The 16,547-nt window shown below is 45.2% G+C and carries 32 protein-coding genes; all 32 read left to right on the top strand.

Features of this window, described 5'->3' with window-relative positions:
- Positions 1–90 precede the first annotated feature (90 nt).
- The 32 genes from NIA71_RS19920 (at position 91) to NIA71_RS08105 (ending at position 16,484) form a co-directional block, all read left to right on the top strand.
- Positions 91–219: a hypothetical protein gene (locus NIA71_RS19920; protein ID WP_290445980.1), complete on the top strand. Its 129-nt coding sequence runs from the start codon at positions 91–93 to the stop codon at positions 217–219.
- A 9-nt stretch (positions 220–228) separates the two neighbouring features.
- Positions 229–708: a hypothetical protein gene (locus NIA71_RS08250; protein WP_148399160.1), complete on the top strand. Its 480-nt coding sequence runs from the start codon at positions 229–231 to the stop codon at positions 706–708.
- Between the two features lie 139 nt (positions 709–847).
- The gene (locus tag NIA71_RS08245; RefSeq protein WP_253020173.1) at positions 848–1,270 is read left to right on the top strand and encodes a phage N-6-adenine-methyltransferase; all 423 of its coding nucleotides are present in this window, start codon (positions 848–850) and stop codon (positions 1,268–1,270) included.
- Between the two features lie 27 nt (positions 1,271–1,297).
- Positions 1,298–1,621 carry a hypothetical protein gene (locus NIA71_RS08240; protein ID WP_253020172.1) on the top strand — a complete coding sequence of 108 codons (324 nt, stop codon included), beginning with the start codon at positions 1,298–1,300 and terminating at the stop codon, positions 1,619–1,621.
- Positions 1,622–1,625: 4 nt separating this feature from the next.
- Positions 1,626–2,009, top strand: coding sequence for a DUF551 domain-containing protein (locus NIA71_RS08235; protein ID WP_253020171.1), 384 nt, complete (start codon positions 1,626–1,628; stop codon positions 2,007–2,009).
- 4 nt (positions 2,010–2,013) lie between these two features.
- Positions 2,014–2,415 carry a hypothetical protein gene (locus tag NIA71_RS08230; protein WP_253020170.1) on the top strand — a complete coding sequence of 134 codons (402 nt, stop codon included), beginning with the start codon at positions 2,014–2,016 and terminating at the stop codon, positions 2,413–2,415.
- On the top strand, positions 2,405–2,785 hold the full coding sequence (locus tag NIA71_RS08225; RefSeq protein ID WP_253020169.1) for a hypothetical protein: 381 nt from the start codon (positions 2,405–2,407) through the stop codon (positions 2,783–2,785). The genes NIA71_RS08230 and NIA71_RS08225 overlap by 11 nt, the downstream gene beginning before the upstream one ends.
- A gap of 231 nt (positions 2,786–3,016) precedes the next feature.
- Positions 3,017–3,334 (top strand): hypothetical protein, encoded by a 318-nt coding sequence (locus NIA71_RS08220; protein ID WP_253020168.1) that lies wholly within the window; start codon positions 3,017–3,019, stop codon positions 3,332–3,334.
- A gap of 1 nt (position 3,335) precedes the next feature.
- Positions 3,336–3,521 carry a hypothetical protein gene (locus tag NIA71_RS08215; RefSeq protein WP_253020167.1) on the top strand — a complete coding sequence of 62 codons (186 nt, stop codon included), beginning with the start codon at positions 3,336–3,338 and terminating at the stop codon, positions 3,519–3,521.
- A gap of 17 nt (positions 3,522–3,538) precedes the next feature.
- Positions 3,539–3,757, top strand: a complete 219-nt coding sequence (locus NIA71_RS08210; protein ID WP_253020166.1) for a hypothetical protein — start codon at positions 3,539–3,541, stop codon at positions 3,755–3,757.
- 120 nt (positions 3,758–3,877) lie between these two features.
- Positions 3,878–4,087, top strand: a complete 210-nt coding sequence (locus NIA71_RS08205) for a hypothetical protein (protein WP_253020165.1) — start codon at positions 3,878–3,880, stop codon at positions 4,085–4,087.
- Entirely contained in the window at positions 4,084–4,356 is a 273-nt protein-coding gene (locus NIA71_RS08200; RefSeq protein WP_253020164.1) for a hypothetical protein, read from the top strand. Before NIA71_RS08205 ends, NIA71_RS08200 begins: the two co-directional genes overlap by 4 nt.
- Positions 4,353–4,610: a hypothetical protein gene (locus NIA71_RS08195; RefSeq protein ID WP_253020163.1), complete on the top strand. Its 258-nt coding sequence runs from the start codon at positions 4,353–4,355 to the stop codon at positions 4,608–4,610. Before NIA71_RS08200 ends, NIA71_RS08195 begins: the two co-directional genes overlap by 4 nt.
- Positions 4,594–4,788, top strand: coding sequence for a hypothetical protein (locus tag NIA71_RS08190; RefSeq protein ID WP_253020162.1), 195 nt, complete (start codon positions 4,594–4,596; stop codon positions 4,786–4,788). Before NIA71_RS08195 ends, NIA71_RS08190 begins: the two co-directional genes overlap by 17 nt.
- A gap of 3 nt (positions 4,789–4,791) precedes the next feature.
- Positions 4,792–5,172, top strand: coding sequence for a hypothetical protein (locus tag NIA71_RS08185; RefSeq protein ID WP_253020161.1), 381 nt, complete (start codon positions 4,792–4,794; stop codon positions 5,170–5,172).
- A gap of 177 nt (positions 5,173–5,349) precedes the next feature.
- Positions 5,350–6,003, top strand: a complete 654-nt coding sequence (locus NIA71_RS08180) for a DNA-methyltransferase (protein WP_253020160.1) — start codon at positions 5,350–5,352, stop codon at positions 6,001–6,003.
- Between the two features lie 112 nt (positions 6,004–6,115).
- Positions 6,116–7,759, top strand: a complete 1,644-nt coding sequence (locus NIA71_RS08175) for a PBSX family phage terminase large subunit (protein WP_253020159.1) — start codon at positions 6,116–6,118, stop codon at positions 7,757–7,759.
- Positions 7,738–9,159, top strand: a complete 1,422-nt coding sequence (locus NIA71_RS08170) for a phage portal protein (protein ID WP_253020158.1) — start codon at positions 7,738–7,740, stop codon at positions 9,157–9,159. Before NIA71_RS08175 ends, NIA71_RS08170 begins: the two co-directional genes overlap by 22 nt.
- 5 nt (positions 9,160–9,164) lie before the next feature.
- Complete coding sequence (locus tag NIA71_RS08165) at positions 9,165–10,793, top strand: phage minor capsid protein (RefSeq protein ID WP_148399095.1); 1,629 nt, start codon at positions 9,165–9,167, stop codon at positions 10,791–10,793.
- Positions 10,790–11,026, top strand: a complete 237-nt coding sequence (locus tag NIA71_RS08160) for a hypothetical protein (protein WP_148399094.1) — start codon at positions 10,790–10,792, stop codon at positions 11,024–11,026. The genes NIA71_RS08165 and NIA71_RS08160 overlap by 4 nt, the downstream gene beginning before the upstream one ends.
- A 74-nt stretch (positions 11,027–11,100) precedes the next feature.
- On the top strand, positions 11,101–11,445 hold the full coding sequence (locus NIA71_RS08155; RefSeq protein ID WP_148399093.1) for a hypothetical protein: 345 nt from the start codon (positions 11,101–11,103) through the stop codon (positions 11,443–11,445).
- Between the two features lie 132 nt (positions 11,446–11,577).
- Positions 11,578–12,168 carry a phage scaffolding protein gene (locus NIA71_RS08150; protein WP_253020157.1) on the top strand — a complete coding sequence of 197 codons (591 nt, stop codon included), beginning with the start codon at positions 11,578–11,580 and terminating at the stop codon, positions 12,166–12,168.
- A gap of 10 nt (positions 12,169–12,178) precedes the next feature.
- Positions 12,179–13,237 carry a major capsid protein gene (locus NIA71_RS08145; protein WP_253020156.1) on the top strand — a complete coding sequence of 353 codons (1,059 nt, stop codon included), beginning with the start codon at positions 12,179–12,181 and terminating at the stop codon, positions 13,235–13,237.
- A gap of 2 nt (positions 13,238–13,239) precedes the next feature.
- Positions 13,240–13,371: a hypothetical protein gene (locus NIA71_RS19915; protein WP_269478858.1), complete on the top strand. Its 132-nt coding sequence runs from the start codon at positions 13,240–13,242 to the stop codon at positions 13,369–13,371.
- A 5-nt stretch (positions 13,372–13,376) separates the two neighbouring features.
- On the top strand, positions 13,377–13,724 hold the full coding sequence (locus tag NIA71_RS08140) for a hypothetical protein (RefSeq protein ID WP_148399090.1): 348 nt from the start codon (positions 13,377–13,379) through the stop codon (positions 13,722–13,724).
- Positions 13,721–14,134 carry a DUF6751 family protein gene (locus NIA71_RS08135; protein ID WP_148399089.1) on the top strand — a complete coding sequence of 138 codons (414 nt, stop codon included), beginning with the start codon at positions 13,721–13,723 and terminating at the stop codon, positions 14,132–14,134. Before NIA71_RS08140 ends, NIA71_RS08135 begins: the two co-directional genes overlap by 4 nt.
- The gene (locus NIA71_RS08130) at positions 14,131–14,466 is read left to right on the top strand and encodes a minor capsid protein (RefSeq protein ID WP_253020155.1); all 336 of its coding nucleotides are present in this window, start codon (positions 14,131–14,133) and stop codon (positions 14,464–14,466) included. The genes NIA71_RS08135 and NIA71_RS08130 overlap by 4 nt, the downstream gene beginning before the upstream one ends.
- On the top strand, positions 14,463–14,891 hold the full coding sequence (locus NIA71_RS08125) for a chloramphenicol resistance protein (protein ID WP_253020154.1): 429 nt from the start codon (positions 14,463–14,465) through the stop codon (positions 14,889–14,891). Before NIA71_RS08130 ends, NIA71_RS08125 begins: the two co-directional genes overlap by 4 nt.
- Positions 14,892–14,906: 15 nt before the next feature.
- Entirely contained in the window at positions 14,907–15,419 is a 513-nt protein-coding gene (locus NIA71_RS08120) for a hypothetical protein (RefSeq protein WP_148399086.1), read from the top strand.
- 11 nt (positions 15,420–15,430) lie between these two features.
- Positions 15,431–15,781 (top strand): DUF6673 family protein, encoded by a 351-nt coding sequence (locus tag NIA71_RS08115; protein WP_148399085.1) that lies wholly within the window; start codon positions 15,431–15,433, stop codon positions 15,779–15,781.
- A complete protein-coding gene (locus NIA71_RS08110) occupies positions 15,778–16,362 on the top strand; it encodes a bacteriophage Gp15 family protein (RefSeq protein WP_253020153.1) in 585 nt (194 codons plus the stop codon). Before NIA71_RS08115 ends, NIA71_RS08110 begins: the two co-directional genes overlap by 4 nt.
- On the top strand, positions 16,356–16,484 hold the full coding sequence (locus NIA71_RS08105) for a Com family DNA-binding transcriptional regulator (protein ID WP_269478293.1): 129 nt from the start codon (positions 16,356–16,358) through the stop codon (positions 16,482–16,484). Before NIA71_RS08110 ends, NIA71_RS08105 begins: the two co-directional genes overlap by 7 nt.
- Positions 16,485–16,547: the final 63 nt, after the last annotated feature.

The raw sequence follows: 16,547 nt of genomic DNA, 5'->3' as shown, positions 1-16,547 counted from the left end.
TCGCACCAAGTTGTACCAGTTACACCGCATAAAAGGTAAATATCTATGAATAATTATGAACAACTCACCTTCCAGGGGGGGCAATATGAAATGATCAAGAAACATGCCGATAAAATGCAGGAGTATGAGCGGAGAAAGCAAAAATTAATGCTGACTTGTGCGTCTTGCGAGGAACTGGAAAGAGAACTGCAAAAGCTTACGAAAGAATTGAAAGTTTAGGAGGTAAAAATGTCAAAAAAGAAATGGACCGAAGAAAAAATAATTTCTGAGATACGGCAGGTCATGAAGCTTTTGGGACTATCGGATCGTCTCCCCAGCGCAAGGGAGATACGGGAGCATAGCACATGTTATGACTCAATCAATAAATCCGGTGGCTTGAAGCATTATTCCGAAATACTGAATCTTCCAACTGCGGGTGCTACCATGTCGATTCTCTTTAAAAAGACCTGTATCATTTGCGGGAAAGAATTTACGACGAGATACCGTCCGGCGAAGATGTGCTCTCAGGCATGTAGAAATCGGTCATATCTGTTAAAGGATCAAGCTGTAATTAAAGCGGATTCGGGTCGTAAAGAAATTCGGACAATGCGGGATATACGCCCAAGTGGAGCTTTCGACAAAGAGCGAGAGGCGCAGAAACAGGGGCTGCATTACAGAGATCGCCAGATTGCGGAAACGCTTAGGATGGTTGGTAATGTACAAAATTAGCTAACGACCAAACACCCGCCGGTAAGCGTCAAATTCCATAGATAGGCGGGTTGGAATACATAGTCCCCGCAGAGCATCCGTTAAAACTCAGAGACCACAAGATATAGTACATGGCCCTGCGGGGAGGAAGGAGGAAAGATTGAATAAGGATGTAATGTTTAGCAGTAATAAAACAGACTGGGAGACACCACAGGAGTTTTATGACAGGCTTGACAAGGAATTTAAGTTTGACCTTGATCCTGCGGCCAGTGACAACAACGCCAAATGCCACCGATATTACACCGAGCAGCAGGACGGACTTGCACAGTCTTGGGAAGGTCATACCGTGTTTTGTAATCCGCCATATGGCAGGCAGATCGGACGATGGGTCGAAAAGGGCTATAAAGAGGCGCAAAAGGACAACACCATCGTGGTGATGTTGCTTCCGGCCAGGACAGATACAAGGTGGTTCCACAACTACATATACGGCAAAGCGGAGATAAGATTTGTAAAAGGCCGGCTGAAATTTGGAGGGTGTAAAGAAAATGCGCCTTTTCCGAATATGGTAGTTGTTTATAAATAGGCCGAAAGGCAGGGAGGAAGAAATAATATGGAAAAATTACAAAGCATACTCTTTGATCTATTTGGAGTAGTAGGGATAATCGCAATAATTATTGCATTGATATGGGGGATTTTATGGTCTGTCATGAAATTTAAAATTGTAATTAATCGGATCATGATGTCATTTAAATACATGGAAATAAAGGGTGATTTGGAATATGGGAAATTACTTTTGGACAAAGATGGATGTGCGGTAGAAAGCACACTGTTGCCTTACATCGAAGATGAGGAGAAAATAGAGATTTGTAAGAAAGCAATTGATACCTATACAGGATTTATTGATATGCGTAAAAAATTTGCAAAGAAAGGTTGATATTATGAACAGATTAACAGCAAGAGATAAACACGGACACGCATATTACCCAAAATGCTTTGAGAGCCCGTGTGAAGGCGAAAGAAGCTGCTGCACATACGTAGCACCGGAATGCACCTTTGAGGGCAAAGTTTTAGACCGGCTTGCTGCATACGAGGATACCGGCATGGAGCCGGAGCAGATACACGGCTGGATACCGGTATGGGAGAGGTTGCCGGATAAAAACGGCTGTTACCTCATATCTTACACCGATTACGACAACAAAACTGACGAGATTGCAAAAGTAGAGATATGTGAATTTGCGAAAGATAATGATATAGACGTGGAATTTTGGAAGTCGGGATTTGATGCCTGGATGCCACTACCAGAGCCATATAGGGAGGGATAAGGATATGGAAAGATTAACAAGACGATTAAAAAACGGAAAAGTTGATTGTGCAGCCTGCGAACCGGAATGGATAGACCCAGATAGAGGATGTACATGCGATTGCCCGTTGTGGCAAAAACAACTAGAAAAATTAACATATTACGAGGACCTTGCAGAGCAGGGGCGACTGATGGAGTTACCCGCGCGATTGGGGGATTATTTTACATACACTGACAAATATAGCAGACGTTGCTTTCGGGTCGACGAAATAGGTGTTGACGAAAGAGGTATTAAACTTATTTCCTTGTTCCCCGAACGATCTTGGTACTATTTTAACGAACATCCGGAGAGCTTTGAGATTGATGATGGCGTAAATCATCGTAAAAAAGCACGGCTGGAAGAATTGGAGGAGAACAATGAAAAATAGAGAGAAGTATGAAGAAGAAATAATTAGAGCATGTATAAATAAAACTATGTGTAAAAAAATCATAGAACCCCTCACACTTCCTGCATTTGAACTCAGATGTGGAATGGTCGATTGCAGAGAGTGTAACATTTTACTGCATATGTGGCTCGATGAAGAATACAAAGAGCCTGAGACGGATTGGAGTAAGGTGGCCGTGGATACGCCGGTACTGGTAAGTAACGATTGCAAAAGATGGTTTAAAAAACATTTCGCAAAGTATGAAAACGAGTTGGTGCATACATTTGATATCGGACAAACATCGTGGACAAGTAATAGTAGCCCAACCCCGTGGACTCATGCTAAATTAGCAGAATCGGAGGAAGCGGAATGAGAGTGATAAATGAACATAAATGTGAGTATTTAAAAAATCAAAAAAGCAGTAAAGAGGATTTTATAGCTATACAAGAAATGGTTCAGGACGTAAATCAAAAGGTATCATACAAGGGGTGGTATCTCGTAAATTATCTTCACATTGATACTGCAAATGAAAAAAATATTGCGTTCGGTATTAGGTGTTGCCCATATTGTGGATGTTTGCTAAGAGAAGATTAGGAGGTATCCGATGAAAAGTAGAGTTATCCCTGAAATACAGGTACATGGTGCGATGCTGTACCGATGTGAACGTTGCTGCCATAAGCAAGGAATGTGGCTGGAAAAAGGGCTGGAAGACCCGATTCAAGACGAGCTATATCCGGAACTTCATAAACCGGTGCCTTTCATAATTACTTGCCCCGAATGCGGGGGTAGCATGAAACACATTCGATGGGACAGGGATTTAAAGTTAGGGGAGTACACCCCGATATTGAGGGGTCGTTCCTATTTTCGAAACGACCCAAACCATCACTGCGGGATACCGGCGATTGCCGGAGAGGAGGAATAAAATGACCTATGTAAATCCAATTCCGAAGGTAGATGCTTCGGTAAAAGCAAAGATCAGCGTGACATTTAATTTTGAAGAGTTTGTGACACAGGAAGAAGCAGCAGAGGGAATTAATCGTCTATTGGAAGAGCATGGAGGAAAAATTCCGGTTGAGTGGGTCAAATTAATTTATGCGGGGGACAAGTAGAGAGGAGCTGATAGACCATGAGCAACCTGGACAATCTAAAGCTGGTAACCATCCATACCTCCGGCCGGGTGCGGGAGGTGAGCAGAATGGACCTAAAGATGAAATATAGGTACAAGACATATATACTACAGCACCTATTGAGTGGGACTAAGCATGGTATAGACCATAGGGCAATGTCGTATAAAGAGTTTGTCAAGTTTGTCAAGTTAGTAGGATGTGAACGGAATGGAGATTAGACCAATAACACTCAGGAAGGCTAATGAGTACATAAATACCCATCAAAATATAGTACAACGACTCGCGGATATTCGGAATAATATTGTAGTTGCTGATTCGGAGCTGGGAGGTGAGCGGTGATGGCACTGACTGATCTGTATGTGTTAGACAAGCATAGCGGGCGAATACATAGAGTCGGAGACGATTGCCATGATAGCATATGGGTTGATGGCAGCGGAATTGTACACTATCACAATCTCCAAAATGGAGACGGATGCAGCGGCAATGGACACAGTGATGGTGCCGGATATGAGTTTGTGGCAAGCGATTGTGGGGAGGTAGAAAAATGAAATACAGAAAAAAGCCGGTTGAAGTAGAAGCCTTTAGATGGACAGGCGGAATTGATCAAACTGAGGACCCAGAATGGATTGTAGAAGCGATTAAAGACGGAAGAGTAGTAATCACATCAGACAATTACAATACGCCATACATGGTGATACAGACGCTTAAGGGGAGTCATATAGCACAGCCAGGCGATTATATCATCAAGGGTGTGGCCGGGGAACTCTATCCCTGTAAACCGGCTATCTTTGAGCAAACATATGAGGTGGCAAAATGAAGTGCAGAGTTGACGGAACCGAACACAATAGTTTAGTGACTGCATATCTTGACATTTATCTCAAAACCGCTGAATTTTTCCTGAGAAAAGTTGGATATATTGGGCTTGTGGTCCTGGGCATCATGATATTCATCGAGATTTTCATGATTCCCCAGATACTGGCAATCATACTTATGTTCGGCGTGCCACTTGCCATGACAACGTATAACTTTGTGAGGACGCTAAGGAGATATAAAGGTGAGAGCGATGATTAACCCCTGCCGCAACTGCGACGAGCGAACCCCAGGCTGCCACTCCCGCTGCCCGTACTATGCAGAGTATGAGCAGGCACAAAATGAGCGTAGAGAGCGGATTAAGGCAGAGAGGGGTAAGGATGCCGGATGGTCGGGGTATAAACGGGACACGGTTGATAAACGGGTGAGGAGGGGATAAGGATTGAGGGACTACATACCGAAGAGCTGCGAACTACCAGACAATCTAGCAAGGCAGGTATATTGGCTCGTTAAAGATTACGACAGGATGAAACTAGAATATGATAATGCGATCTGGGACAGTCCGGGCCCGCCAGATGGTCAGCCAAGAGGGGGCAATACAAGTGACCCTACCTCTAAGGAGGCGATCAAGCGGGCGGAACTGTTTAAAAAGATTCAGGCGATTGAGCAATCAAAACTGGAAATTCCGGAGCAGTATAGGGAAGGAATCTGGAACAACATTGTGCATAGAACTCCATACCCTATCATCGCCGGGCGTACCACATGGTGGACATACAAGACAAAGTTTTTACGTAAAGTGGCCGAGAAATTATATTGGATTTAAAAATATTTATAAAATCCGAACATGGGGGCACCGATCCGAACCCTGGGGTAACGATTTTATGATATTATGGTAGCATGGAAAGAATGAAAAAAGTTCATTTCGATCCTCCCCAAACTTGAATAACTGACAAGGACTCCTCCGGTGTGGGGAGTTTTTGTTTTGGCAGAAAGGCACAGCATGTTAGAACTGAATAAAATATACAACATAGATTGCCTTGAGGGTATTAAAAAGATAGATGATAACAGCATCAATGCGATTATTACAGACCCGCCGTATTGTATCGGGACGACGAGCAACGGAAAGAAGGGTGATTGGCAGGACAACAACTTGATCCGACCATTTTTCAGGGAATTGTTTAGCGAATGCAAGGGAGTTTTGCGTGATACCGCTGCGCTGTATATTAATACGGATTGGCGTACATATCCATTTTTATACCCAATCCTCCAAGAGTATTTCAACATTAGAAACCTGATTGTATGGGACTATGAGTGGATCAAAGCGGGGAGCCATTACAGATATTCACATGAGTTCATCATATATGCTACGATGCCGGATTGCAAAAGGTCATTTTCGGCGTCCGAGCGCGACGTGTGGAGGATAAGGCCAATTAACTATACAAGTAAAAATAAATTACACAATGCACAAAAACCTGTAGAATTGCACGAAAAGGCAATTCTCAATTCTACGAAAGAGGGCGATACCGTACTGGACTGTTTCACGGGTTCCGGCACAACGGCGGTAGCTTGCAAGCAGACCGGGCGTAATTTTATTGGCTTTGAGCTGCAAAAAAAGTATTGTGAGATTGCAAGCGAGAGGATCGCAGAGATATAAAATAACGCCCCTGAGCGGGCAGTATACCAGACAATACCCTTTACGGACGATAATTAGGCCCGGCGCAACACCACCGGGTCGATCAAAAATATGAGCAAAGAGAGGTGGTGATGTGGGAAAGAGATTAACCGATAAGCAGAAGAAACAGATATTAGCTGATTATATAGAGTGTGGTAATTATAGCCAGGTTGCCAGGAAGAGAAAGGTATCGGACTACACGGTTCGGCAGATTGTACTTGGAAATAAAGACGCCTCGGAAAAAATTGAGAAGAAAAAAGAACAGAACACCGCCGACATTTTAGATTACATGGACACAAAGAAAGGCGACGTTGAGAAGATCATAGACAAATGCCTTGCGGCGCTTCAAGACGAAAAGAAAATCCAGAAAGCCGGATTGATGCAAACAGCGACCACGCTTGGAATAGTAATAGATAAATTTACCGAGCAGAAAGTGAAGGTAAGTAAGGCAAGAGTAGAAATTGAAAAGTTAAAGCCACAGGGGGAAGAAGAAAAAGAATATGCTGGCATACCGGCCACCATGATTATTCCGAAGTTCGCCCCGGTGGTTTTTTCTATAGAAAATAATGAGTATCTGGAATATGTGTTTCCGGGCGGCAGAGGATCCACGAAATCATCATTTGTAAGTTTAATGGTCATAGATCTGATCATGAAAAATCCGGAGTTGCATGCCGTAGTTGGCAGGCAAGTGGCGGATACGTTACGGACCTCCGTATATCAACAGATGGTATGGGCTATAGAGGCGCTAGGGTTAAGCGACGAGTTTAAATGCGGAATCAGCCCGCTGGAGATCACTCGGAAGAGCACCGGTCAGAAAATTTATTTTAGGGGCGCGGATGATCCTGGCAAGTTTAAGTCAATTAAAGTACCGTTTGGATATATTGGAGTCCTCTGGCTGGAGGAACTTGACCAGTTTGTCGGGCCGGAAGCGGTCAGGAAAATTGAGCAGTCTGTTATTCGTGGCGGGGATAAGGCATATATCTTTAAATCTTTCAACCCGCCAAAAACGGCAAGTAACTGGGCGAATAAATACGTCAAAATGCCAAAGGAAAACCGATTGGTTACGGAAAGCAATTACCTGGATGTTCCCCCGGCTTGGCTTGGGAAACCGTTTATCGACGAGGCGGAATTTTTGAAATTGGTTAATCCGACCGCCTACGAAAACGAATACATGGGCGTCGCAAACGGTACAGGCGGAATGGTATTTGATAATGTGACCATCCGCGAGATTACCAACCAAGAGATCGCACGCATGGATCGCATTTACCGTGGTGTCGACTGGGGCTGGTATCCTGACCCGTGGGCCTATAATGCGGTTTATTATTACGCGGCAGAACATAGATTGTACGTTATTGACGAGGACGAAAAGCGCCGTACAAAGAATGAGGAAACGGCAAGAATCCTGAAAGAAGAGCATGGTCTAAAGCCGAATGACAAAGTGGTTTGTGACAGCGCAGAAGAGAAATCCACGGCCGATTATAAAGACTTTGGTATATTTGCCCGCAATGCGATAAAAGGCCCTGGAAGCGTCGATTACTCGATGAAATGGCTGCAATCATTAAGTGAGATCGTGATCGACAATAGACGGACGCCACATACAGCCGAAGAGTTTTTAAATTACGAGTATGACCGAGATAAAGATGATCAAGTCATATCAGGGTATCCTGACCGCGATAACCATCATATTGATGCGATCCGGTACGCGATGGAAGAGGTATGGCGCAGAAGGGGGCAGTAATGTTCGAGAGAATAAAAGGTTTTGTGGAAAAGGTGATGCGGATGTTTGATGTTAGAAAAATTGAAAAAGAGCTTGATGTTGATATAGCGATCAGTCGGGAAATGACGGAGGGCATAAACCTGTGGCTTAAGATGTTTGCAGATAATGCGCCGTGGCTTGATGATAATACACAGAGCATGGGGCTTGCTGCCGATATTGCGTCAGAGGTGGCGCGATTAACAACCCTGGAGCTGGAATCAGAAGTATCTGGCTGCGACTATCTCAACGAGGAATACCAAGAAGTGCTGAACCATATACGCGAAAATTGCGAGCATGGATGTGCTGGCGGGGGGTTAATCCTTAAACCTTACGTAGACGGCAATCACATTGCGGTCGAGGCATCTAAGGCAGATAGTTTTTTCCCCATCGCCTTTAATGGCAGAAAACAAATTACGGATTGTGTTTTTGCAGAAACAAAAATTGATGGAGAAAAGACGTATACCAGACTTGAGCGGCACACACTAGAAGATCAGACATACCGCATTACAAACAAGGCGTATGTGAGCACAACAAAGGATACGGCGGACATAAAGACACTTGGCGAAGAGATAGAATTGAGCGCCGTGGATGAATGGGCCGACCTTGAACCGGAGCTGGAAATTTCCAATATTGAGCAATGTTTATTCGGATATTTTAAGGTGCCGCTGGCAAATACGACTGACCCAAATTCTCCGCTTGGCGTATCCGCATATTCCAGGGCGGTCAAAAACATTCAAGAGGCAGACAAGCAGTGGTCGCGGATTTTGTGGGAATTTGAAGGCGGCGAACTGGCGGTCCATGCGTCCGTAGATTGTTTCAACAAAAACGAATTTAATGAATGGATATTGCCGGAAGGAAAAGAGCGGCTTTATCGGGCCTTTGACCATGACAGCGCAAGAGGTAAGGCTATTGAGGTGTTTTCACCTGCATTTCGGGACACAAGTTTATTTAACGGCTTAAATAACATCTTAAAGCGTGTGGAATTTGACTGTGGCCTGGCCTATGGCACTTTGTCGGACCCGCAGAACGTAGATAAGACTGCGGAGGAAATAAAGTCGTCTAAGCAGCGCTCTTGGCAAATGATTAGCGATACACAAAAAGCGCTACAGACGGCGCTGGAAGAATTGCTGTATGCGATGGTCAAGATCGGTCAAATTTACGATCTTCCGGTTACAGATAACTACGAGGTCAGCTTTAACTGGGACGATTCGATTATCGTGGACAAAAAAGAGGAATTAGCCTCTATGCAAGTTGATGTTGCGTCCGGCATTATCCGTCCTGAGCTATATATCATGGAGAAATACGGGGTCACCGAAGATGAGGCGTTGAAGATGATGCCAAAGCGGAGGGAACTTACAGAGGACCCGGATGATATGGAGTGATGTAAATGCTAACTCCTGAGCAATTAAAAGCAATCCCTGAGTCGTTTGTGCAGCAGTTACAGGACTTAGAGGATTTTATCATAGCCGACATTGCCCGAAGAATTGCCAAAGAGGGCGGGCTTACGGACACATCTGTAATGGAGCTAAATAAGGCTCTTGGCATGGGCACGGACCTAAACCGCATTGAGCGGATCATTAATCAGGTAACTGACTCGGCAATAGGAGATATTGATAATGTGATCCGGGATGCGATTGATGAGTCCATTGCTGCTGACAATGTGATCTATAAGGCAGCCGGATATAACCCGATTGACCTTGCAAAATCAGCAACGCTGACACATATTCTTGGGGCTGGTATTCGGCAGACACAAAGCGATTTTAAAAATCTGACCCGGAGCATGGGCTTTGCCGTACAGCAGGCAAATGGCATTGTATTTAAACCGATTGCACGTTTTTATCAAGATACCTTAAATCAGGCCACCCTGCGGCTTACAACCGGCGTGATGGACTGGAAAACATCAACCCGGTATGCGGTCAAGGAAATGGCAAGTAGCGGGCTGAGGTATGTAGATTACGCCACTGGGCATGTTAATCGAGTAGATGTGGCAGCACGCCGGGCGATCTTAACCGGCACGAACCAGCTCAACTTGCGCATGACCGATCAGATTATGGACGATTTAGGGCTGGAGTATGTAGAGACAACCGCGCACATGGGAGCGCGGCCGGAGCACCAGCTCTGGCAAGGGCAAGTTTATCATGTTGGCGGGGCAAAAGGCGGCTATCCTGATTTTGTATCTGCTACCGGCTACGGGACAGGCCCGGGACTCGGCGGCTGGAATTGTCGGCATAGCTATTTTGCGTTTTTTCCAGGGATATCAACCAGGGCTTATACCGATGAGCAATTGCGCAATATCGACCCGCCTCCATTTACATATGACGGGAAGCGTTATACTTATTATGAGGCCACACAACGGCAGCGGGAGCTTGAGACGAGAATCAGGCAGACAAAGCGGGAGCTGGTCGGGTATGATGCGGCAGGGCAGAAAAAAGAGTTTACTGCTGCCAGTATTAAGCTGAACCGGCAGAAAGAACTGTACGAAGACTTTAGCAGGGCTGCGGGTATCCGTATAAAGCCGGAACGTCATCAATTACTCGAGTTTGGAAAAAGCATCAGCCAAAAAGCAGCTTGGGCGAATAAAAAGTACAATCAAGGCCCCAAAAATGATATAATAAGAGTAAGGCGGAACGAGCGTTTAAAGGCTGCAAATTCCGCTGTAAAAGTGACACAAGATAGAATTGATCGGGTGATAAAAGAATCGCTCCCGCATATCCGTTTTGTTGTTCCTCCGGCGGCAAACAATAAGTTGCGATATAATGGAGTTACGAAATACAAGTCTTTTCCGTGGGGCGAGATCAATGTAACGTCAATTCAAATCGGTAAGCAGAAAAATGCTTCTGACCTAGAGCTAATTGACACGCTTTTACACGAACAGCTCGAAGCGAAAATTTTAATACGAGCCCTGAATTATAAAAGTAAGAGGTTTAAGGCGTTGAATAATGCAGGAGACAAGGCTCGCCATGACTATATTAATCGGGTTATTGCAAGATATTTGAGAATGCGAGGTTTGAAATGATTAAAAAAACGTGGGAAGATATAGACGACATATTGTTTGACGGAAATAAAGACGAAATAGCCGCGTTACGGTGTCCAGAATGCGGTGGAACACTTAAATTTGTATTTAACAAGAAGACAATGGGCAGTGTACTGGAATGTACGGCTTGTGGAGCTGGGCAGCGTGGTAATGGTGCTGCATATGTTCCAAATGCTGTAAAGTATTTTGGAAAATCCATTACGATCGGCAAATAGCAAATAAGATCAGAGAGCATACTCCGGTGCCTTCGGGCCCGGGGTCTTTTATTGCAAAAGTTTAAGGAGGTTTTATGAAAGTAGACGTATTAGGAACGGAATATACAATTGAGTTTAGGAAACAATCGGACGATCCGACGTTAAAAGACCGTGACGGCTATTTTGATCACAGTGTATGCGTTTTGGTGGTTGACGAAATGACAGAGCATGCCAACGATCCTAATGCGGTACGGGATTTAATGAATTATCGGAAGCAAGTAGTTCGGCATGAGATCATACACGCATTTTTATTTGAATCTGGACTGCATGGATCCTCAATGGGCACGGAGAATTGGGCCACAAATGAGGAAATGATAGACTGGTTAGCATTACAGTCTCCAAAACTTTTCAAGGCATTTAAACAAGCGGAATGTATGTAAAACAGGTTACTTAAGACCAGTCAAAACGGCTGGTTTTTTGTTATATAAAAAATTACCCGTGCCCCGGGGAAACAGGGCGCCGCAATACCGGGACTGGCCGGGAAAAAAGGGAAGCGGAGAAAGGAAAAAATAATGGAATGGCTGAAAACTATTTTAGGTGAAAACTGGACAGAGGAAATCGAGAAGGCAATCTCGGATCAGATCGGAAATCTGTTTGTATCAAAAGAAAGATACGATCAGGTGAATGAAGGAAGGAAACAGTTTGAAGAGCAGCTTAAAGAACGAGATAAGCAGCTGGAAGAACTGAAAGAGGTTGCCGGTGATGCCGAGGCAATGAAAGAGAAGATCAAAGCTTTAGAGGAAGAAAACAAAGCGTCACAGGAAAAAGCGTCAGCGGAACTTGAGCAGATGAAAAAGGACTGGGCGACCGAAAAGTATTTTGAGGGTTTCGAGTTTACGTCCGACCTTGCAAAGGCGGCAGCCATACAGCAGTTCAAGGAAAAGGAATTGAAGCTTGAAGATGGCAAATTCCTCGGAGCGGATGATTTTATGAAAGAGTTGGCCGAGAAGAACCCGACTGCTTTTGTGAGCGAAGAGGATAAGAAAAAGCCAGTTATCACAAGACCTACAGGAGGAACAAAGCCAAAAGGAAAAATGTCGCTTTCGGAGGCTATGAAATATAAAAACGAGCATCCGGACGCGAACATCGATGATTTAATTTAGGAGGTAAAACATGGCAAGTATTTTTGACAAAAAGAATTTTAACCCGGAGGTGTTTGCAAAATATGTTGAGAAAACACCGAATCTTAATCGGAATGAGCTGATTAAGTCGAGAGCAATCCGGCGCAGAGACGATATTGCACAGCAGTTTAAAGATCAGGTCGGCGGGAACTATGCCACCATCCCAATCTTTGCAAGAATTACGGGATCGAGGCAGAATTATGACGGCGGGACGGACATCACGGCGAACACCTCCACGACCTATACACAGGGCAGGATCGTCGTAGGCCGCGCAGACGCATGGACTGAGAAAGATTTTAGCTATGATATCACAGGGGGCGTCGATTTCCTCGAACAGGTCGCACAGCAGGTTGGCGAATACTGGGACGAGGTGGATCAGCTTACTTTGCTATCTGTTTTAAAGGGAATCTTTAGCATGACAGGCGCCGAAAACAAGAAATTCGTAGATGGGCATACTTATGACATTTCGGCAAATGCGGGAGATATGGGAATGTTTGAAGAAACAACGCTTAACACGGCGATTCAGCAGGCGCTCGGAGACAACAAGGCGAAATTCTCTCTTGCGATCATGCACAGTGCCGTAGCGACTAACCTCGAAAACATGAAGGTTGTGGAATATCTGAAATATACGGATAAGGACGGTATAGAGAGGCCGACCGGATTGGCGATCATCAACGGCAAATTAGTTTTGGTCGACGATGCAATGCCGGTTGAGTATGTGGCAGCAGCAGAAGGTGCAGAGGCGTATACCAAGTACACGTCTTATGTACTTGGGGATGGAGCAATTGAACTTACTGATTGCGGGGCTAAAGTACCGTATGAAGTTGATAGAGACCCAGCCAAGAACGGCGGTCAGGATACTATGTATTCCAGACAGAGAAAGATTTTTGCTCCGTATGGAATTTCTTTCACGGATAACAGCATCATTTCTCCGACTGACGCGCAGCTGGAAACTGGGAGCAAATGGAGCCTTGCAAATAGCAACGAAAGCTCAAAAGACTATTTCCCACATAAAGCAATCCCTATCGCACGGATTATTACAAGGGGGTAAACATGGCAAAAGTATGGAAACAGGGGGATATTATTCCCCTGGATCATCTTAATGATCTGGAGAAGAAGGCAGAGGCTTATGACAAACTGATACAGGAGAAGAAAAAAGCTGCAAAGAAATCTGAAAAGGAGTGATGGCCATGTTGGCTGGATACACAGATTACGGATTTTATAAAGACAGGTATCTCGGGCAGATCATAACGGAACCGGCATTTAGTGCGTTGTCTTTAAAGGCAAGCTATTTTATCGATATGGTTACGTTTCATCGCATTGACCATGAGAGCGTGACAGATGATGTAAAGATGGCAGTGTGCGCTGCTGCGGAGGTGATCCTAAAACACGAAGAAAGCAGCGGGAAAAGCTCTGAAAGTGTTGGAAAGTTGTCTATAACTTACGACACAAGAAAGACAGAAGAAAAGAAAATGTATGCGGCAATACAGCCATATTTAGCTCATACAGGACTTTTGTATCGTGGGGTGGGGAAATGATCACAAACGCAGATATGACGCTGTACAATCAAATCCCCGGCCCTGATGGCCCTACCTGGCAGCGCACGCAGATACGCGGCGTTTTTTGGGAGGACGGGAAAAAGGTGAGTGTCGGAGAAGCTGGCCTTGTTAGCGCCGATCTGACGGTGATTTTTATCCCGTTTGAGCATGCGGCCGGGTATTTAAAGCCGGTTGAGTTCCAGCGGGCGGAAAATCGAGCCGGTCATTTTACACTCAATAACGGTGATCTCGTCGTGCATGGTCTGGTTGACTTTGAGCTGACCGGAGAGAAGGGCCACAACGAGAAGGCGCTGCGGCAGCAGTATGACGATGTAATGACAATCGTATCTGTTGAGACAAACAATTTCGGCAGCCTGAACATGCAGCACTGGGAGGTGACAGCGAAATGAGTGTAAAAATAAGACTGGACCTTGATCCGTTTGAAAAAATCCTTTCCCGTCGTGATCTTGAAGAGGATGGTGAGGCGCAGCTGTTTTTTGCCCATGAGGTTGCCCGACATTGCGACCCGTATGTGCCTATGGACACCGGAACGCTGAAAAACACGAAGCAGATTAACCCAAATAGAATCACCTATCCGCAGCCCTACGCCCAGAAACAGTATTATGAAAATAAGGGCAAGGGGCTACGTGGCAAAGAGTGGGACAAACGCATGATGGCGGATCGTGGAGAAGAGATTGTAACAGGCGTGGCGAACTTCATAGGAGGGAAAGCGGAAAAATGAGTAATGTAATCGGGGCGATCCGGGAGTTTATAAAGGGCTGCCCGTACTTAGATGAGTTTAACAAGGGGATCGGTGTAGATTACCTGGCGGAAGATGATACGGCCTATATGGTCGAGGCGGTGCCAGGCAAGCCGATTGTGAAGCGGTACATCAACGGCGACACAGACCGGCAATGCCTGTTTGCCTTCTCCACGCGGGAGGCATACGGCAGCAATGTAAAGCAGAATCTTGAGAACATCGGTTTCTTTGACGATTTTGCGGCGTGGCTGGAGGAATGCACTGAAAAAGGGAATTTGCCGACCCTGGGAGAGAACCAAACGGCAAAAAAGATCGAAGTTACATCAACCGGTTATGCGTATGATACGGGCGTTGACAAAGCGCAGTATCGTATCCAGTGCCGGTTAGTTTATTTACAGGAGAAATAATGGAGGTAAAAAATTATGGCAGATGGTGTAGTAAACACAGGAGTTAAAAACAGAGTCGATCAGGCGGAATACGTTAAAATTGGCGACGCTTACGAGCTGATGGGGACCGGATTTAAAGAAGCCAACGAGGAGCCCGGCGCGCAGGTAGCTGACAAAAAATATATCAACATGAAAAGCAAATCGAAATCGATCAGCGGATATGAATGGGTGAAAACCTTTTCCGCGGATCAGATTTTGTCCGAAGCGGTTATTAAAGATTTTGTTGAGATTGGTCAGACGCAGAAAATTGGACAGGCAGCTGAACGGGACTTTGTTACCGTGCATCTGGATGAACCAGTGACGGGAAAAGAGAATAATTTTCGAGCAAGGCACGTGAGGGTAGCCGTTGAGGTGTCCAGCTTCCCGGACAACGATGGCGAGATGGGCGTGGAAGGAAATCTGAACGGTATCGGTGATATCGAAGAAGGAACCTTTGATACAACCACAAAGACCTTTACACCCGCCGGTAGTGCAGTTGTAGGGGCATAAGGAGGTAGCACATGAAAGAGTTAGTAATCGGAAATGAAACATTTCAGTTTGACGCTTCTGATTTAGCGACCCGCAGGAGGTATTGCGACGCACTTGACCAGTACATTGAAGCAGCAAAGCCAATTGATGCGAAGTATGAGGCGAGTGACAAAAAACAACGGGATTTATTAGAGCAGTTTGAGGGGATATGTAGAGAAGCATATGCCTTTATAGACAAGATGTTTGGAGAAGGGGCGGCTATTCGTGCGCTTGGGGAGAACTACAATATTGATGCGTGTATCGGCGCCTTTGAAACTCTCAACGTTGCAATCAGCGAGCATGACAATGACCTTATTGAAAAACTCCCTAAAAAAGTAAAATGATCGCTCTTCCTAAAATAGTAACGATAGACGGCGTGGATCATCCGATCAATACGGATTTCCGCGCCGGTTTGCGTTTTGAGGAGCTGCTGATTGAGGATGAGCCGCCCTGGGATAAGATTCTGGAGCTATACTACCCTTCTGGCGTCCCGCATGACCTTGAATCTGCGCTGGAAAGCATTCTTTGGTTCTACCGGTGCGGTGAAGAGGCCGGGAAAGGCGGAGCGGGGTCGAATGTGCGGGCTTGCGATCTGAACTATGATTTTAGGTATATTTATGCTGCATTTTTGGAGCAGTATCGAATCGATCTTTACGAGGACGACCTGCACTGGTGGAAGTTTAAAGCTTTATTTAACGGGCTTTCAGACGACTGTGAGATTTGTAAGATCATGCAGTATCGGACAGCGGACCTCAAAGGGATGGATAAAAATGAGAAATCGTTTTACAGGAAAATGAAAAAGCAGTATGCTCTTCCGGCGCTGAAATCGGAGAAGCAGAAAGAACGAGAGGACAAGATCAGCCAGATACTCCTAAATGGTGGCGATCTGTCCGGGGCAGCTAAGCGAGGTGAAGTAGAATTGTAAAAGTAAGATGTAAGCACTGCGGGCATACCTTGCTACTTGCCGAATATGGAAAAATTGAAGTCAAATGCCCGCGGTGCAAAAAAATAAATAAAGTTGAAATACCAGCAAAGGGAAGAGTATAGGTAAGCGCCGTCGTAGCAGCTAAGCCAGCCTACTTTGCTTTTTTATAAAAGTGAGGTGGGCGA

This window comes from Ihubacter massiliensis (assembly GCF_024125305.1).
Classification (GTDB): Bacteria; Bacillota; Clostridia; order Peptostreptococcales; family Anaerovoracaceae; genus Hominibacterium; species Hominibacterium faecale.
Note: the sequence above shows the minus strand (reverse complement) of the source record. Positions and strands in the feature narration are given on the sequence as shown.

Bases quoted from the DNA above. Each gene is read 5' to 3' on its own strand.
- NIA71_RS19920 (WP_290445980.1), top strand. From the start codon at position 91: ATGATCAAGAAACATGCCGATAAAATGCAGGAGTATGAGCGGAGAAAG.
- NIA71_RS08250 (WP_148399160.1), top strand. From the start codon at position 229: ATGTCAAAAAAGAAATGGACCGAAGAAAAAATAATTTCTGAGATACGG.
- NIA71_RS08240 (WP_253020172.1), top strand. From the start codon at position 1,298: ATGGAAAAATTACAAAGCATACTCTTTGATCTATTTGGAGTAGTAGGG.
- NIA71_RS08235 (WP_253020171.1), top strand. From the start codon at position 1,626: ATGAACAGATTAACAGCAAGAGATAAACACGGACACGCATATTACCCA.
- NIA71_RS08230 (WP_253020170.1), top strand. From the start codon at position 2,014: ATGGAAAGATTAACAAGACGATTAAAAAACGGAAAAGTTGATTGTGCA.
- NIA71_RS08225 (WP_253020169.1), top strand. From the start codon at position 2,405: ATGAAAAATAGAGAGAAGTATGAAGAAGAAATAATTAGAGCATGTATA.
- NIA71_RS08220 (WP_253020168.1), top strand. From the start codon at position 3,017: ATGAAAAGTAGAGTTATCCCTGAAATACAGGTACATGGTGCGATGCTG.
- NIA71_RS08215 (WP_253020167.1), top strand. From the start codon at position 3,336: ATGACCTATGTAAATCCAATTCCGAAGGTAGATGCTTCGGTAAAAGCA.
- NIA71_RS08210 (WP_253020166.1), top strand. From the start codon at position 3,539: ATGAGCAACCTGGACAATCTAAAGCTGGTAACCATCCATACCTCCGGC.
- NIA71_RS08205 (WP_253020165.1), top strand. From the start codon at position 3,878: ATGGCACTGACTGATCTGTATGTGTTAGACAAGCATAGCGGGCGAATA.
- NIA71_RS08200 (WP_253020164.1), top strand. From the start codon at position 4,084: ATGAAATACAGAAAAAAGCCGGTTGAAGTAGAAGCCTTTAGATGGACA.
- NIA71_RS08195 (WP_253020163.1), top strand. From the start codon at position 4,353: ATGAAGTGCAGAGTTGACGGAACCGAACACAATAGTTTAGTGACTGCA.
- NIA71_RS08180 (WP_253020160.1), top strand. From the start codon at position 5,350: ATGTTAGAACTGAATAAAATATACAACATAGATTGCCTTGAGGGTATT.
- NIA71_RS08170 (WP_253020158.1), top strand. From the start codon at position 7,738: ATGGCGCAGAAGGGGGCAGTAATGTTCGAGAGAATAAAAGGTTTTGTG.
- NIA71_RS08165 (WP_148399095.1), top strand. From the start codon at position 9,165: ATGCTAACTCCTGAGCAATTAAAAGCAATCCCTGAGTCGTTTGTGCAG.
- NIA71_RS08160 (WP_148399094.1), top strand. From the start codon at position 10,790: ATGATTAAAAAAACGTGGGAAGATATAGACGACATATTGTTTGACGGA.
- NIA71_RS08155 (WP_148399093.1), top strand. From the start codon at position 11,101: ATGAAAGTAGACGTATTAGGAACGGAATATACAATTGAGTTTAGGAAA.
- NIA71_RS08150 (WP_253020157.1), top strand. From the start codon at position 11,578: ATGGAATGGCTGAAAACTATTTTAGGTGAAAACTGGACAGAGGAAATC.
- NIA71_RS08145 (WP_253020156.1), top strand. From the start codon at position 12,179: ATGGCAAGTATTTTTGACAAAAAGAATTTTAACCCGGAGGTGTTTGCA.
- NIA71_RS19915 (WP_269478858.1), top strand. From the start codon at position 13,240: ATGGCAAAAGTATGGAAACAGGGGGATATTATTCCCCTGGATCATCTT.
- NIA71_RS08140 (WP_148399090.1), top strand. From the start codon at position 13,377: ATGTTGGCTGGATACACAGATTACGGATTTTATAAAGACAGGTATCTC.
- NIA71_RS08135 (WP_148399089.1), top strand. From the start codon at position 13,721: ATGATCACAAACGCAGATATGACGCTGTACAATCAAATCCCCGGCCCT.
- NIA71_RS08130 (WP_253020155.1), top strand. From the start codon at position 14,131: ATGAGTGTAAAAATAAGACTGGACCTTGATCCGTTTGAAAAAATCCTT.
- NIA71_RS08125 (WP_253020154.1), top strand. From the start codon at position 14,463: ATGAGTAATGTAATCGGGGCGATCCGGGAGTTTATAAAGGGCTGCCCG.
- NIA71_RS08120 (WP_148399086.1), top strand. From the start codon at position 14,907: ATGGCAGATGGTGTAGTAAACACAGGAGTTAAAAACAGAGTCGATCAG.
- NIA71_RS08115 (WP_148399085.1), top strand. From the start codon at position 15,431: ATGAAAGAGTTAGTAATCGGAAATGAAACATTTCAGTTTGACGCTTCT.
- NIA71_RS08110 (WP_253020153.1), top strand. From the start codon at position 15,778: ATGATCGCTCTTCCTAAAATAGTAACGATAGACGGCGTGGATCATCCG.